We start from the raw sequence: 16,093 nt of genomic DNA, 5'->3' as shown, positions 1-16,093 counted from the left end.
TAAGTTTGGACGCGAAACTGACATGACACGCAAATTTAACTTCAGTGCCGGTCCTGCCGCACTGCCGGAAGAAGTGTTGCAACAGGCTCAGGCGGAGCTGCTGGACTGGCATGGCGAAGGCCTCTCCATCATGGAGATGAGCCATCGCAGTGCCGAGTATGTAGGGGTTGCCACCCAGGCTGAACAGGATCTGCGCGAGCTGATGCAGATCCCGGATAACTATAAGGTGCTGTTCCTGCAGGGCGGTGCCACGGCGCAATTCGCCATGGTACCTATGAACCTGCTGCGCGGTGCCGAGTCTGCCGATTACATCAATACCGGTATCTGGTCCAAGAAAGCGATCAAGGAAGCTCAGCGTTACTGCAACGTCAATGTTGCTGCCAGCGTTGAAGCCAACAATTTCACCTCGGCGCCGGTTCAGTCCGAACTGCAGCTGGACCCGAAAGCGGCCTACCTGCACTACACCACCAACGAAACCATTGGCGGTGTCGAGTTTGATTACATCCCGGATGCCGGCGATGTGCCGCTGGTCGCTGACATGTCGTCGGACATCCTGTCCGCACCGGTTGATGTCAGCCGCTTTGGCCTGATTTATGCAGGCGCCCAGAAAAATATCGGTCCGGCAGGCCTGACGGTTGTCATCGTGCGTGAAGACCTGATCGGCCAGACATTGGCAGGCACGCCCAGCATGTACGACTACAAGATCCATGCGGATGCCGATTCCATGAACAACACCCCACCGACCTTTGGCTGGTATCTGGCCGGTCTGGTGTTCCAGTGGATCAAGCGCCAGGGCGGTGTTCAGGCGATTGCCGAGATCAACCGTCGCAAGGCTGCCAAGCTCTATGCCGCGATTGATGGCAGTGACTTCTATGGCAACCCGGTGGCGGTTAATAACCGCTCCATCATGAACGTGCCGTTCACGCTGGCGGATACCGCTCTGGAAGCGCGTTTCCTGGAGCTGGCGGAAGCCGAAGGGTTGCTGAACCTCAAGGGGCATCGCTCAGTGGGTGGCATGCGAGCCAGTATCTACAACGCCGTTCCGGAAGCGGCGGTAGATGCCCTGATCGACTTCATGCAGCGTTTCGAGAAAGAGCAGGCGTAACATGAGTCAAGATCAGTCACCGGCCGCTGATGCACAGGAAGCAGAGCTGAGGGTTCTGCGCGACGGGATTGACTCTGTCGATCGCCAGATTCACCAGCTTCTGAATGACCGTGCCCGGCTGGCTCAGTCGGTCGCGGAGGTGAAGGAACGCTACCGTCAGGGCGATGAGCTGCCAGTGTTTTATCGTCCCGAACGTGAAGCTCAGGTGTTGCGGGCCGTTATGGCGCGCAACGAGGGCCCGCTGGCAGATAAAACAGTGGCACGCCTGTTCCGTGAGGTGATGTCTGTGTGTCTGGCGCTCGAGGAACCCCTTGAAGTGGTATTCCTGGGGCCCGAAGGCACCTTCACCCAGCAGGCGGCGCAAAAGCACTTTGGCCAGTCGGCCCATTGTCGAGTGTTGAGTAGCCTGGAAGCGGTGTTTGAAACGGTTCAGAGCAGCGAAGCACATTACGCAGTGGTGCCGATTGAGGTCGAGGATGCGGGTCTGATTCGCCACACACTGGACCTGTTCCGTCGTTATGATCTCTATATCTGCGGAGAAGTGGAATTGGCGCCGGCGGTTTCGTCTGAAGCCACCTCACGCTGTCCGCGGTTCCTGGTGGTTGGTCGTGATGCCATTGGTCCCAGTGGCGAAGACAAGACTTCACTGCTGCTGGAGTGCCGCGATGAAGCCGGTGCCTTGCATGAGCTGCTGGCACCTTTCCACCGTCGCAATATCAGCCTGACCCGTCTGGAAACCCGCAGCAGTGGTGAGCATGACTGGCAAACGCTGTTTTATATCGACTTTGAGGGCCATGTGTCCGAGCCGCAGATCGGCGAGTTGATGGGGGAACTGGAACAGCTGGACGTCAACGTGAAATTCCTGGGGTCCTACCCCAAGGCTGTACTCTAAAAGCCTTACACAGAAGAAGGATGCCTGCACATGTCTTGTGATCTGAAGGCACTGGCAACACGCGGGGTGCAGGGTCTGCATCCCTACGAGGCTGGCAAGCCGGTTGAAGAACTGGAGCGCGAGCTGGGAATCAGCAATATCATTAAGCTCGCCAGTAACGAAAACCCGTTGGGCCCGAGTGCCAAGGCTATAGAGGCGGTTGAGGCCGCCATGAGCGAGGCCGCTCGTTACCCTGACAGCAGTGGCTTTCGACTCAAGCAGGCGTTGCGCCGGCACTATGGCCTTGAACAGGAACAGCTGACGCTGGGGAATGGCTCCAACGATGTACTGGAGCTGATAGCGCGGGCTTTTCTGAACCCTGATGACGAAGTTGTCTTCTCCGAGTATGCCTTCGCGGTTTATCCCATCGTAACCCAGGCATGCGGTGCCAAAGCGGTGGTCGCACCTGCACACGAATATGGCCATAACCTGCAGGCGATGGCGGAAGCCATTACTGAGCGCACTCGGCTGATTTTCATTGCCAATCCGAACAACCCTACTGGTACAGCTCTGCAACGGGATGAACTGGTTGCGTTTCTGGATGCTGTTCCGGAAAGCGTGATTGTGGTGCTGGATGAGGCTTACACCGAATATGTGACCGACACGGATTTTCCCGATGGTCTGGAGCTGTTGCCGAATTATGCCAATCTGGTTGTGACGCGTACCTTCTCCAAGGCGTGGGGGGTGGCAGGGCTGCGAGTCGGCTTTGCTGCAGCCTGTGCCGATATAACAGACCTGCTTAATCGCGTTCGCCAGCCCTTCAACGTATCTCTGCTGGCGCTGGCGGCAGCAGAGGCGGTGCTGGATGACACTGATTATCTGCAAAAGAGTGTGGCGCTGAATACCTCCGGACTCAAGTATCTGGAGCAGGGGCTGACGGCTCTGGGGCTTGGCTTTATTCCGTCCTATGGCAACTTCATTACTGTGGATATGGCACGTCCTGCTCTACCGATTTTCGAGGCTTTGCTGCGTGAAGGTGTGATTGTAAGGCCTTTGGGCGGTTACCAGATGCCTGACCACCTGCGTGTCAGCATCGGCTTGCCGGAAGAGAATGAACGTTTCCTGCGTGCCTTGAAGCAGGTGCTCGCGTGCTGAGTTACTCCTCCCTGTCGAAGTACCCCATCAAGCGTGTTCTGGTGATAGGTCTTGGCCTGATCGGCGGATCTTTTGCCAAGGCACTGAAAACCCGCTCCTGTGTTGAAGAAGTCGTTGGAGCGGACCGTAACCCGGACGAGTGCCGCCTTGGGCTGGACCTGGGTGTGGTTGACCGCGTAGCCGAAGATTTGGCCGCAGAGGTTGGGCTGGCGGATCTCATTGTACTGGCCGTGCCGGTCAAGGCGATGGAAAAGGTTCTGGCCGAGATTAAACCACACCTGCGTTTGCAGACACTTGTAACCGATGTTGGCAGTACCAAAACCAACCTGGTGACAGCGGCGCGTGCAATCTTTGGCCGTCTGCCGCCTACCTTTATTCCGGGTCACCCGATTGCCGGGGCCGAAAAAAGTGGTGTGCGAGCATCGGATGCTGACCTGTTCGAACGTCACAAACTGATTCTTACGCCGCTGCCCGAAACCGATCCTGATGCCACCCTGGAACTGGCGCGTCTTTGGCAGGCGGTGGGTGCGGAAGTGTTGCAAATGGAAGTGGAGCGTCACGATGAGGTGCTGGCAGCGACCAGTCATCTGCCTCACCTGTTGGCGTTCTCGCTGGTGGATACGCTGGCCCGGGAAGAGGAAAACCTGGATATCTTCCGCTATGCAGCGGGTGGTTTTCGCGACTTCACCCGCATTGCTGCCAGTGATCCCACCATGTGGCATGACATCTGTATCGCCAATCGTGAGGCTATTCTGGCGCAGATTGACCGCTATACCTCAGGTGTCGGGCGCCTGCGAGCGGCGGTGGACAGCGGTGACAGTGAAACCCTGCTGGGTATCTTCACCCGCGCCAAGTCTGCCCGTGACCATTTCACCCGTTTGATCAATAAAACCGGTTATTCATCGAATGATCATATGGCAGGCGTAAGCTTGCGCGCCCAGAGAACGGATGAAATTGATGGCCAGATCAACCTGCCCGGTGACAAGTCGATTTCACAGCGCGCCATCATTCTGGCATCGCTGGCTGAAGGCGTGACCGATATCACCGGATTCCTTGAAAACGAAGACAGCCTGGCAACACTTCAGGCGCTTCGTGATATGGGGGTGGTGATTGAAGGCCCTCATCAAGGGCAGGTCAGAGTATACGGTGTTGGGCTAAATGGCTTGCAGCCACCGCCCGGACCGCTCTATCTGGGGCACTCGGCTACGGCCATGCGATTGCTGGCAGGTGTGCTGGCAGCACAGCCCTTCGATACGGAGCTGTTTGGTGACGAGGCTCTAAGTCAGCGCAATATGACGCGGGTAGTCGATCCGCTGCGGGCCATGGGCGCGCAAATCGAAATCAGTGACACCGGCGGTGCCCCCTTGCGTATCAAGGGTGGGCAGGCGCTACAGGGGATAGAGTACACACTGCCCATGCCCAGTGCTCAGGTTAAATCGGCGCTCCTGCTCGCCGGACTTTGGGCCTCTGGTGAAACCCGTATTCGTGAGCCGGTGCTGACGCGTGATCATACGGAGCGCATGCTGGCTGCGTTCGGAGCCGATGTCGAAGCCGGTGAGCAGGGTGTGGTAATCAAGGCACCGCGGGCGCTTACAGCCACGCGTGTGGCCATTCCCAGGGACATATCCTGGGCCGCCCTCTGTGGTATCGCCGTGGCCGGTAGTGGTCAGGGCCAGCTTGAGCTGGATGCTGTGGGTATGAACCCGACCCGAACGGGTGCTCTGGAAGTACTGCAGCAGATGGGGCTGCAGGTTGAAGTCAATGCGCAACCCGATCAGGCCGGGGAGCCGGTGGCGCAGCTGAACATTCAGGCCGGATCGCGCTTGCAGGCTGTTCAGGTGGGTGGTGAGTTGCTGTCACGTGCTATGGATGAATTGCCCCTGCTGCTGGTGGCTGCGGCCCAGGCGGAAGGTGTTAGCCGTTTTAACGGCTTGAGCCGACTCAGGCATAAAGAAGAAGACCCGGTGGGGCGTACCGTCGAATTATTACGGACCCTGGGTATCAAAGTTGAAGAGAGCGAGGACGAAGTTGTCGTGACCGGAGCAGGCATAAGCGGTGGCCAGGTTGATGCCGCCGGTTCCCTGCGCGCCGGTATGGCAGCTCTTGCGTTGGGGTTCAGTTGTAGCGAGCCCTGTTTGATTGACCGTTGCGGCAGCCTGCTGTCTGCCTGCCCAGATTTTGTCGAGCAGGCTCAGCGGGTGGGATTGAAAGTGCATAAGGAGGAGGACTGATGTCCACCCATAATAACGATACTGCAGTAATTGCCGTTGATGGCCCCAGTGGCTCAGGCAAGGGAACAATCTGTCGCTTGCTGGCACGCGAGTTGAACTGGCACCTGCTGGATAGTGGAGCCCTCTATCGTCTGACGGCGCTTGCCGCGCGTCATCATGGCGTAGAGCTGGATGATGTCGAGGCGCTGGAAGTGCTGGCCGCGCATCTGGATGTTAGCTTCAAGCCACAAGAGGATGGCGAGACTCAGGTCGTACTGGAAGGTGAGGAAGTTACTCATACCATCCGCAATGAACGTGTTGGCAAGGACGCTTCCGTGGTTGCGGCGCTGGGCCCTGTTCGTGACGCCTTGCTGAGCCGTCAGCGCGATTTTGCCCATGCGCCTGGGCTGGTAGCCGATGGGCGTGATATGGGCACCGTTGTGTTTCCTGAAGCCAAGCTGAAAATCTATCTGGATGCCAGTGCAGAAGAGCGTGCGCAACGACGTTATAAGCAGTTGATTAGCAAGGAGCCCGGTGCTAGCCTTGATGATATATTGAGCGATATTAAAGCGCGTGACGACCGCGATATGAACCGCGCCGTTGCGCCTCTTAAGCCAGCGCCGGATGCTGTGAGGCTCGATACAACCTCAATGAGTATTGAGGATGTATTGCAGTCTGTACTGGACGAGGCCAGGCACAGAGGGCTGCGCTGATGTAGCCACATGTGGGGAAGGAACGGTAATGAGCGAAAGTTTTGCGGAGCTGTTTGAAGAGAGCCTAAAAGAGCTGGATATGGTGCCGGGGTCGATCGTGACGGGCACTGTGGTGGCAATCGACAATGATTATGTCACCGTCAATGCCGGCCTGAAGTCCGAAGGTGTTATCCCGCTGGAGCAGTTCCGTGATGAACAGGGAGAATGCTCGCTGCAGGTGGGTGATGAGGTGCGTGTCGCACTGGAATCACTCGAGGACGGCTTTGGCTCGACTGTTCTTTCTCGTGAGCGTGCCAAGCGCATCGAGGCCTGGGAGGTACTGGAGCAGGCCTACGAAAACGGCGAAGTGGTTACTGGCCACATTATTGGCCGTGTGCGCGGTGGCCTGACCATCAACGTTCAGGGGCTTAACGCCTTCCTGCCCGGCTCGCTGGTTGATATCCGTCCTCTGCGGGATACCTCGCACCTGGAAGGTCAGGAGCTGGAGTTCCGCATCGTCAAACTGGATGCGCGCAGCAACAACCTGGTGGTATCTCGCCGTGCCGTACTTGAAGAAGCGTACAGCAAAGAGCGTGAAAAGCTGCTTGAGAAGATGGAAGAGGGCCTGGTTGTCAAAGGTGTGGTCAAGAACCTCACCGATTATGGTGCCTTCATCGACCTGGGCGGCATCGATGGCCTGCTCCACATCACCGATATCGCCTGGAAGCGCGTCAAACACCCGAGTGAAGTGCTCAATGTGGGTGACGAGATTGATGTCAAAGTGCTCAAGTATGATGCCGAGCGCAAACGTGTCTCCCTGGGCCTCAAGCAGTTGCAGGAAGACCCCTGGACCAAACTCATCGGTGAATATACTGTCGGCACTCGCGTGAAGGCCAAGGTGACCAACCTGACCGATTACGGTTGCTTCGCCGAGATCAGTACCGGTGTCGAAGGTCTGGTGCATGTGTCCGAAATGGACTGGACCAACAAAAATATTCACCCCTCCAAGGTTGTTCAGGTTGGTGATGAAGTTGAGGTCATGATCCTCGATATCGACCAGCAGCGTCGTCGTATCTCGCTGGGCATGAAACAGTGCCAGACCAACCCCTGGGAAGCCTTTGCGACAACACATGCCAAGGGCGATACCGTCAGCGGTCGTGTCCGCTCCATTACCGATTTTGGTGTGTTTGTGGGCCTGGATGGTGGTATCGACGGCCTGGTGCACCTGTCCGATCTCTCTTGGGATCTGCCCGGTGAAGAGGCGATGAAAGACTACAGCAAGGGCGATGAAGTTGAGGCTCTGGTCCTGTCTGTTGACCCTGAGCGTGAACGTATCGCCCTGGGTATCAAGCAGCTGAACTCCGATCCCTTTACACTGTTTGCTTCTGATCACCCCAAAGGCAGCAGCGTGACCGGTACACTGACCGAGGTAACCCCGCGTCAGGCGACGGTTGAGCTGGCTGAAGGTGTTGAAGGTGTGCTGAAGGTGGCCGAGTTGTCACAGGATCACACCGAAGATCTGACCAACGAGCTTAAAGTGGGCGATTCTCTTGAGGCATCAATCCTCAGCGTGGATCGCCGCAATCGTACGATCAACCTGTCCGTGCGCCAGATGGAGCGCGAACAGACCAAGCAGGCCATGCAATCTGTGCGCGAGCAGGACAGCGTCGCTCCGACAACGATCGGGGACCTGATCAAGCAGCAGATGAACAAGCAGGATTCCTGATAATCCACTTGTCCCGGCGGCCGTCAGTTTTGCTTGCTGACGGCCTCTGGTCGGAACCGGAGGTGTTATGACCAAGTCGGAATTGATCGAACGTTTAATCGACAGCCACCCTGAATTGTCGGTAAAAGATGTAGAGTTGGCTGTCAAAACCATGCTGGATCACATGACGGATGCTCTCTCAACGGGAGAGCGTATAGAGATCCGAGGGTTTGGCAGTTTTTCCCTTCATTATCGAGCACCGCGTATGGGCCGCAACCCGAAAACCGGTGAGGCCGTTCCCCTGACTGAGAAGTTCGTTCCGCACTTCAAGCCAGGCAAGGAACTGCGTGACCAGGTGAATGAAGGGCTTAAAGACGGCTTCTAGCTGATGGACCCATTTAAACCCTAGAGGAAATTGCATTGAACTGGTTGAAAAACCTACTCCTGATTCTGCTCGGCTTGGTATTGCTGGGCATTGGCATCTTGTTCACCATCCACAACACAACGCCCGTGAGCATTGATCTTGTATTCTTCACGCTGCCAGAAGCGAGCCTGTCGTTGTGGCTGATTGCGGTGTTTGTATTGGGCAGCATTTGTGGCATGGTCTTGAGCGGTTTCGCACTTCTGGGGCTGAAAACACGTCTGCGTTCTTCCCGACGCAAGGAAACGGCTTACCGCAAGGAACTTGATCAGCTTCGTACGGCAGGTCTGAAAGACAGCCGTTGAGATGTTTGCAGATTATCTGCTGATAATACCGCTGTTTCTGGCTGTCGCCCTGGGCTGGTGGTTAGGCAGGCAGCAAGCCAACGGAGCGCCATCGTCGGAGAGGTCCCGCGATGGCCAGTTGTCCCATGAGTACTTCACAGGCCTTGACCACCTGATCAACGAGCAAACGGATGAAGCCATTGAAAGCTTTATTCGGGCGCTTGAGATCAACTCTGATACCGTTCCTGCACACCTGACACTGGCCAAACTCTTTCGCCGCAAGGGCGATATCGAACGTGCGGTCGGGATTCATCAGCGCTTGCTGGCGCGCCCTGATCTTGTTGAAGCCGATTTCATCCGTATTCAAATGGCACTGGCCAAGGATTATCACGCGCTGGGGCTGCTGGATCGTGCTGAAAACCTCCTGCATGATATCATGCGCCAATCTCGAGATACCGAGCTCGCAACCAACGCCCGGCAATGGCTGATCAAGCTGTATGCCCAGGAGCGGGAGTGGCAATCCGCGCTGGATACAGCGCAGCAACTGCCCCGCAAAGCGAAGGAAGCTATTGGCGTGGAGCTGGCGCACTATTGCTGCGAGTTGGCAGTCGTGCAAGGTTCTGCAGGTGAGCAAACGTCGGCGGAAGGGTATCTGCGCGAAGCACTGGGCTATGACCCCGGCTGTGGGCGGGTATACCTGCTCAGGGCCGAACAGCAGATGCGGCAAGGCAGCTGGCAGCAGGCGATCAACTCGTTGCAGCAGGTACTGGTGAAGGCTCCTAAGCTGGTGCCGGAAACCATCAAGCCCCTGCAGCAATGTTTTGCCGAGTTGGACAGGCCTGCTGAACTGGAAAGCTATCTGCGCACCTGCCTGGCGGAAGCGCCGTCAGCCACGGTCATCATGGCTCTGGCTGAATGTATTCGAGAGCGCGAGGATGTACTGGCAGCCGGCCTGTTTCTGACCGAGGAGCTGCGCAAGCACCCGTCGATAAAAGGCTTTAACCGGCTGATTGACCTGCACCTCGCCTATGGTTCCAGCAGTGCTCGACAAAGCCTAACCGTGCTAAGGGGGCTGACCGGGCAGCTGGAGCAGAGCAAACCCAAGTATCAATGTAGCCATTGCGGCTTTGCCGGACGAGTACTGCACTGGCAGTGTCCTTCCTGCAAGCAATGGGGTGTAACTGCACCGATCCAAGGGCTGGAAGGTGAATGAGAGAGAAAATGATGATTGATGACAAACGTATAATTGTGGCCCTTGATTACCCCGATCGTGATCAGGCTTTGCAGATGGCGCGCCAGCTGGATCCGGCGCTTTGTCGGGTTAAGGTGGGTAAAGAACTGTTTACCCGTTGTGGGCCGGGCATCGTTGAAGCCCTGCATGCACTGAACTTCGACGTGTTTCTGGACCTGAAATTCCACGACATTCCCAATACCACAGCCCGTGCGGTGCGTGCTGCTGCCGAGCTGGGTGTCTGGATGGTCAACGTTCACGCTTCTGGCGGTACACGCATGATGGCGGCTGCGCGTGAGCAACTGGAGCAGGTAAAGGATAACCGTACCCTGCTGATCGCGGTTACCGTTCTGACCAGCATGCAGCGTGAAGATCTGGCTGAGATTGGGCTGGATGTGGATCCAATGGAGCACGTGGTTCGTCTGGCAAAACTGACCCAGGCGGCGGGTCTCGATGGAGTTGTCTGTTCTGCGCAGGAAGTCTCCGCTATTCGTGAAGCGGTTGCCGGTGATTTTGCTTTGGTGACTCCGGGAATTCGCCCGGCTGACAGTGAGCGTGGTGACCAGCAGCGTATCATGACCCCGGAGCAGGCGATCCTGACGGGTAGTGATTACCTGGTGGTTGGCCGCCCGATTACCCAGGCATCGGTACCGGTTGAGGCGGCTCAGCGTATCCAGCAGGAAGTGATGCAGGCATTGCAGTCACGCCGCGCTTGAGTTGCTAATGGTAAGGTATTAAGCTGTACGGAGCTGGTTACGGAATGACCAGCTCCTGATAAACATAAAAGGAACTTTGTCATGTTGAAATCCCTCTTCCGGGCTGCTGTTCTTGCAGCCAGCTTTGCTTTTGCCCCTCTTTCATTTGCATCAGAACCTGTCGATATCAATCAGGCCAGTGCCGAGCAGATAGCGGCTGCTCTTAACGGTATTGGGCCAGCCAAGGCTCAGGCAATCGTTCAATACCGTACCACTAACGGCCCCTTTGTATCCGTGGATCAGTTGGCAGATGTGAAAGGCATAGGCCCGGCAACCGTGAACAAGAATCGCTCGTTGATTCTGGTTGAAGGCAGCGCCGAGTAATTTGCTTTGAAACGATGGGCCCGATTGGGCCCATTCTGTTTAGCTCAGCTGAAGGGCAAAGGCGAGTACAACCGGAATAATAATCAGGCTGCTGATGTTGCCCAGAAGCACAATTGAGGCAACCTGATGAGGTTCCTGGTTATAACGCTCAGCCACCATGTAATTGAGGACTGCCGGCGGAAGGGCGCCGAAAATGATCAGGTAGCCGAACTGAACCGGGTCCAGCTGTAATATCGGCTGCAACAGAAACACCATGGCCAGGCCGCTGGCCGGGGCCAGAATGCTTGACCAAAGCCCCAGCCGCCAGTTGGAAAAGTCTACGCTGGTCATGCGTACACCCAGCGCAAACAGCAGCAATGGAATGGCAATCTGCCCCAGCATGTCGACAGGTACCTGGACCGCCTGAGGCAGGCTCAGGTCAAAGGAGCTGAACACCAGGCCGGCAATGGTCGCGATGATCATTGGCATGCGCAATACGTTAAACGGATTGGTGCGGTGGTCCATGATGTAGATCCCCACTGTAAAGTGCAGCAGGTTTTCCACCAGAAACAGTACCACTGCGGCAGGCAGAGCCTGCTCACCAAATGCCAATACCAGCAACGGAATGCCCAGGTTGCCACTGTTATTGAACATCATTGGGGGCAGGAAGGTTTTCGGGTGTATTTTCAGAAAACGGCAGAGGGGCCAGAGCAGCAGGCCCGAGCCCAGTACTACAAGCAAACCGCCAATAGCCAGTGTCGAGTAGGCTGGCAGGTCGAATGATTTGGCCGACATGACTGAAAAGATCAGTGCCGGACAGAACACATCAATATTGATGCGATTGGCAACCGCCATGTCGGTATGTCGCGCGCGGGCGTAGAGAAAACCGACGCCAACGATGGCAACCAGCGGGAAAACAGTAAGAAAGATGCGCTCCATCAGCGCCATGGCTGTGCTTTCCATGGGAAATCCTTGCAGGCTGACCGGAGCGCGGCATGTCAGCCTGCACTGCGATCAGATGAATTGTTTACCGGTGGGAACTACATACACGGGGATGGGCGCATGCCGTATAACCTGGCTGGCCGTGTGTCCGTGATGCCCGAACCCGCTCTCGGCGCCCATGATAATAACATCTGCGTCGAGCTTTTCAGCCTGGTCGAGAATGGTATCGGCAAATGGCCCTTCGGCAACCTGAGGTTCAATAATGAGTGACTCGGTATCCGGCAGGGATGCCAGCTCTTCATCAATAAAGTCGGCAACCCGACTGCGCATTTTCTCCAGTACGTGTTGTATACCTTCATCATGCACACGCTTGACCATGTCCTCCGGCAGGTAGCTGCTAATCAGGGCATGGCCCATTTCGCCAACCGGCTCGACAACATGCAACATATGGATGTGAGCACCGTTCTGTCGCGCCATCTGTACCGCGTGGCGGAAGACCGGTCGTGAATATTCATTCAGTGAAGTGGTGTACAGAATGGTTTTAATCGTGGGCAAAGGCATGATGACCTCCTAACAACTACGGGGCTGAGAGCATTGATCCAGCAGGTAGACCACGGAGCGATACTCCAGGCCGCTGTGATGGCTAAGGCCAATTTCACAGGTACGACTGGTGGAGTAGCCTCCTTCGCAGTGCTGAACCGTCTGTTTGAGCGAACGCAGGGCTGATGCATTGAGCTCGGGGGTGGTAAATCCCTTGTCACCGGCGAAACCACAGCAGGTAATCTGGTCGGGCACTACAACTTCACGGCTGCAGGCTGAAAGAATACGCCGCAAAGGTTCGGTAAGGCCCTGGCGTTGAGTGCTGCAGGTTACATGCAGCGCCACAGGCTGGTCGATCGGCGTAATCTCAAGTGCCGGCAACACGAACTGGTCCAGGAATTCGATGCTGTCATACAGCCTGATTCGGCTATCCAGCCCTTCCTGAAGGCGCAGGCTGCACGGGCTGGTATCGGAATAAACCGGAATACGGCCTTGTTCAGTTACCTCCAGCAAACGAGCGCTCAGTTCTTTGCGTTTGTGGTTGGCAGCACTGAACATGCCTTTGGACTGGAAGGGCATGCCGCAGCAGAGCCCTTCCAGCGCATCCGGCAGAAGGACTTCAAATCCGGCCTTGCGCAGCAACTGAATGGTTTTGTCAGCCAGTGAGGTGGGGTCTTCAGCTCCGCGCATTGGTCCCATGGTGCGGCTGGCGCAACTGGGCAGATAGACAACCTGCATCGCCTGGTCAGACACTTCAGGTGGTGCGCTCTGTGTTACCTTAATGCGCTTTGCAGCAGTGGGCATGGCGGGTGTCCATTGCTGTACCCGGTTACCACTCAAGCGGCGAATGCCTGATGTCAGCGACTGCATGCGCTGGCTGCCCAGTAATTTATGTGCTCCATCAGCCAGTGAGAAAGCGGCGCGGCTGGTCTTCATCAAGCCGCCGTAATGTCCTGCTGCCCAGTTAGCCAGGTTTTCACGGGTTTCGTTGTTGTGGTGGCGGATCTCGCGGGTCAGGTCGCCGGTATTGATGCCAACCGGGCAAGTGGTCGAGCAAAGCCCGCAGGCGGCACAGGTTTCGTCACCCTGGTAGGCATAGTCCTTGCGCAACTGCTGCAGGCGTTTTGGGTCTGTGCCGCTGTTCTCAAGACGTTTGATTTCCCGCCAGAGCACAATGCGCTGGCGCGGGGTGAGCGTTAAGTCACGTGAAGGGCAGGACGGCTCGCAGAAACCGCACTCAATGCACTTGTCCACCAGAGGATTGGCCGCAGGCAGAGGTTTCAGGTTTTTCAGGTGGACCTTCGCGTCCTCATTGAGAATGACGCCCGGGTTAAAGATGCCGGCTGGGTCAAGCAGGGCCTTGAGTTGCTGCATCAGCTGGTAAGCGTCCTGTCCCCACTCCAGCTCGACATAGGGTGCCATGTTACGTCCTGTGCCATGCTCTGCCTTCAGCGAGCCGCCATAGCGGTGGACAACCAGATCCGCAACATCATCCATCAAGCCTTCATAGCGACGCAGAGCATCGTCCGTATCAAAAGACTGGGTAAAGACGAAGTGCAGGTTGCCCTCAAGGGCATGACCAAAGATCAGCGCCTCGGGATAGTCCCAGCGTACAAATAGCTCATGCAGGTCCGCTACGGCCCGGGCCAGTTGCTCAACCGGGAAGGCGACATCTTCGATAATCACCGTTGTACCGGTTTCACGTACGGCGCCAACGGCCGGGAACAGCCCCTTGCGTATCGCCCAGTACCGTGCGCACTCGTCCGCATCGGTACTGAATACGATCGGTTGACTGGTTTCCAGGTGAGCGATGCTGGCCTTGATGTCAGTAATCTGTTGGTTCAGTTGCTCGGCTGTTTCGGCGCGCGTCTCAATCAGCAGGGCAGCGGCGTCTTCCGGCAGGGTACGGATAAACTCGGGCATACCCGGTTTGTGCTCGATTGAACGCAGGCCGGCGCGATCCATCAGTTCAACCGCTGCAACGGGGGTTGGCTTGAGCAGGCTTACCGCTTCGCAGGTGGTCTGTACGCTGTTAAAGAACACCAGAGCTGTCGCCTTGTTCGGATGCTCGGGGACCGTCTTGTAGGTAATGTTGGAAATGAAGCCAAGGGTGCCTTCGGAGCCGATCATCAGGTGCTGAAGGATATCGATTGGATCTTCGTAGTCGATCAGGGCGTTGAGGGCGTAACCGGTGGTGTTCTTGAGTCGGTACTTGTGCTCGATCTTCTCGCGCAGTGCCGGGTTTGATCGTGTCAGTTCCCCGAGTGAGCTCAGCGTCTCCATCAATCCGCGATGCTGGCGGCGGAAATTGTCGACAGATTCAGGGTCCGCAGTATCCAGTACCGAGCCATCCGACAGGACCATCCGCATAGCACTTAGGGTGCGATAACTGTTCTGCGCCGTACCGCAACACATGCCACTGGCGTTGTTGGCGGCAATGCCACCAATCTTGGCAGCATTGATGGAAGCGGGGTCCGGGCCGATTTTGCGGTTGAACGGCGCGAGGTAGCGGTTGGCATGGGCACCAATAACACCGGGCTGCAGGCGAATTTCGCTGGCATCAGCGTTGATGTCGTAGCCTTTCCAGCCATCACCCAGCTGCACCAGTACGGCATCGGTAATGGCCTGACCGGACAGGCTGGTACCGGCTGCGCGAAAGGTCAGCGGGGTACCCAGTTCCTGAGCCAGGGAGATCAGGCGCACGACTTCCTGCTCAGTCTCGACACGAACCACCAGCTGAGGAATCAGGCGGTAAAAGCTGGCATCTGTGCCGTAGGCAAGTGTGCGCAACGGGTCGGTAATAAGCCGGTCGGCACTGATGAAGGTTTGCAGTCGCTCGAACAGAGTCTGGAACTCGGGCTTCATGGTAGCTGTATTATTGGTCATACCAATTATCCATGTTTGTTTTCGGAACTCTATTCCTTGTCATTAATGGTTGTCAATCGGTTTATTTATGATCAATACTGTGCGAGTTATTGAATAATTGGTTATACCAATTCGATTTTGTGTCTTTCGCTATTGTTCAGGAGTATGGATCCAGTATGGTCTACAAACGCGTCAAGCAGCCGAAAATTTCGGATGTCATCATGCAGCAACTGGAAACCATGATTCTGGAAGGCACGCTGAAACCGGGACAGAAGCTGCCGCCTGAGCGTGAGCTGGCGGTGCAATTTGAGGTGTCACGGCCGTCTCTGCGTGAAGCGGTTCAGAAGCTGGCTGCCAGGGGACTACTGGAAAGTCGTCAGGGAGGCGGTACCTATGTGGCCCAGGATCTGGGGTCCAGCCTCTCGGATCCGTTGCTGGAACTGTTCAAGACGCACCCGGAATCGCAGTATGACTTGCTCGAGTTTCGTCATGCGCTGGAAGGGGTGAGTGCCTACTATGCGGCCTTGCGCTCCACGCCGGCAGATAAGGAAGCCATTCAAGCGCATTACGACCAGCTGCAGCGGTACCATGATGAGAAAAGCTTCGACAAGGAAGTGGAGGCCGATGTGGAGTTCCATCTGGCCATAGCGGCGGCAACCCATAACGTGGTGTTGCTGCACATGATGCGTGCACTGTTTACGCTGCTGCGCCAGCATATTTGGGAGAACCTGGAGCAGGTATACCCCAAGCATGATATCCGCTCTCGCATTCATGAGCAGCATCATCGGTTGTTGCAGGCTATTCTGGAAGGAAACCCGGATGCGGCCCGTCAGGCTGCCCATGCGCACCTCGCATTTGTTGAAGATGCGCTGTTGCAGCAGGGCCAGGAAAACACACGTTTGGAAAGGGCTTTAAGGCGGTCTACGCTGAGTACATGAGGCACGTAATCGGCACCGCAAAGAAGTTGTAAAAAAAACTACAAAACACTGAAAAGAGTCAGGGTTTAGTGTCAAC

15 protein-coding genes are annotated in these 16,093 nt (G+C 56.4%); 12 read left to right on the top strand and 3 right to left on the bottom strand.

The genetic code is table 11. The features are described 5' to 3' along the window. Positions 1 to 22 precede the first annotated feature (22 nt). The 11 genes from serC to BW956_RS01385 all read left to right on the top strand — a co-directional run bounded on the left by serC (position 23) and on the right by BW956_RS01385 (position 10,753). Positions 23 to 1,105, top strand: a complete 1,083-nt coding sequence (gene serC / locus BW956_RS01435) for a 3-phosphoserine/phosphohydroxythreonine transaminase (protein WP_076460241.1) — start codon at positions 23 to 25, stop codon at positions 1,103 to 1,105. A gap of 1 nt (position 1,106) precedes the next feature. Next, positions 1,107 to 1,997, top strand: coding sequence for a chorismate mutase (gene pheA, locus BW956_RS01430; protein WP_076460240.1), 891 nt, complete (start codon positions 1,107 to 1,109; stop codon positions 1,995 to 1,997). Between the two features lie 30 nt (positions 1,998 to 2,027). After that, a complete protein-coding gene (gene hisC / locus BW956_RS01425) occupies positions 2,028 to 3,131 on the top strand; it encodes a histidinol-phosphate transaminase (protein ID WP_076460238.1) in 1,104 nt (367 codons plus the stop codon). Continuing rightward, positions 3,125 to 5,362 (top strand): bifunctional prephenate dehydrogenase/3-phosphoshikimate 1-carboxyvinyltransferase, encoded by a 2,238-nt coding sequence (locus BW956_RS01420; RefSeq protein WP_076460236.1) that lies wholly within the window; start codon positions 3,125 to 3,127, stop codon positions 5,360 to 5,362. The genes hisC and BW956_RS01420 overlap by 7 nt, the downstream gene beginning before the upstream one ends. Beyond that, the gene (cmk, locus tag BW956_RS01415) at positions 5,362 to 6,054 is read left to right on the top strand and encodes a (d)CMP kinase (RefSeq protein ID WP_076460234.1); all 693 of its coding nucleotides are present in this window, start codon (positions 5,362 to 5,364) and stop codon (positions 6,052 to 6,054) included. The genes BW956_RS01420 and cmk overlap by 1 nt, the downstream gene beginning before the upstream one ends. 28 nt (positions 6,055 to 6,082) lie before the next feature. After that, entirely contained in the window at positions 6,083 to 7,759 is a 1,677-nt protein-coding gene (gene rpsA / locus BW956_RS01410) for a 30S ribosomal protein S1 (RefSeq protein WP_076460232.1), read from the top strand. Positions 7,760 to 7,826: 67 nt separating this feature from the next. Then, positions 7,827 to 8,123, top strand: a complete 297-nt coding sequence (gene ihfB / locus BW956_RS01405; RefSeq protein WP_010321816.1) for an integration host factor subunit beta — start codon at positions 7,827 to 7,829, stop codon at positions 8,121 to 8,123. A 35-nt stretch (positions 8,124 to 8,158) separates the two neighbouring features. Beyond that, positions 8,159 to 8,464 carry a LapA family protein gene (locus tag BW956_RS01400; RefSeq protein WP_010321815.1) on the top strand — a complete coding sequence of 102 codons (306 nt, stop codon included), beginning with the start codon at positions 8,159 to 8,161 and terminating at the stop codon, positions 8,462 to 8,464. A gap of 1 nt (position 8,465) precedes the next feature. Beyond that, entirely contained in the window at positions 8,466 to 9,656 is a 1,191-nt protein-coding gene (gene lapB, locus BW956_RS01395; protein WP_076460230.1) for a lipopolysaccharide assembly protein LapB, read from the top strand. 8 nt (positions 9,657 to 9,664) lie between these two features. Continuing rightward, positions 9,665 to 10,390: an orotidine-5'-phosphate decarboxylase gene (gene pyrF, locus BW956_RS01390; RefSeq protein ID WP_175611947.1), complete on the top strand. Its 726-nt coding sequence runs from the start codon at positions 9,665 to 9,667 to the stop codon at positions 10,388 to 10,390. Between the two features lie 81 nt (positions 10,391 to 10,471). Further along, on the top strand, positions 10,472 to 10,753 hold the full coding sequence (locus BW956_RS01385; protein ID WP_076460228.1) for a ComEA family DNA-binding protein: 282 nt from the start codon (positions 10,472 to 10,474) through the stop codon (positions 10,751 to 10,753). A gap of 39 nt (positions 10,754 to 10,792) precedes the next feature. On the opposite strand, the gene BW956_RS01380 is transcribed toward BW956_RS01385, so the two are convergent. The 3 genes from BW956_RS01380 to BW956_RS01370 are packed head-to-tail and all read right to left on the bottom strand — an operon-like array spanning position 10,793 to position 15,100. After that, entirely contained in the window at positions 10,793 to 11,695 is a 903-nt protein-coding gene (locus tag BW956_RS01380) for an AEC family transporter (RefSeq protein WP_076460226.1), read from the bottom strand. Between the two features lie 51 nt (positions 11,696 to 11,746). After that, entirely contained in the window at positions 11,747 to 12,235 is a 489-nt protein-coding gene (locus tag BW956_RS01375) for a universal stress protein (RefSeq protein WP_076460224.1), read from the bottom strand. 9 nt (positions 12,236 to 12,244) lie between these two features. Beyond that, positions 12,245 to 15,100 carry an FAD-binding and (Fe-S)-binding domain-containing protein gene (locus BW956_RS01370; RefSeq protein WP_083702886.1) on the bottom strand — a complete coding sequence of 952 codons (2,856 nt, stop codon included), beginning with the start codon at positions 15,098 to 15,100 and terminating at the stop codon, positions 12,245 to 12,247. Positions 15,101 to 15,255: 155 nt separating this feature from the next. On the opposite strand from BW956_RS01370, the gene pdhR reads away from it, so the two are divergent. Continuing rightward, positions 15,256 to 16,017, top strand: coding sequence for a pyruvate dehydrogenase complex transcriptional repressor PdhR (gene pdhR / locus BW956_RS01365; RefSeq protein WP_010321808.1), 762 nt, complete (start codon positions 15,256 to 15,258; stop codon positions 16,015 to 16,017). Positions 16,018 to 16,093 lie beyond the last annotated feature (76 nt).

The organism is Marinobacterium stanieri (genome assembly GCF_900155945.1).
Taxonomy (GTDB): domain Bacteria; phylum Pseudomonadota; class Gammaproteobacteria; order Pseudomonadales; family Balneatricaceae; genus Marinobacterium; species Marinobacterium stanieri.
This window is presented reverse-complemented; position numbering and strand designations above follow the sequence as displayed.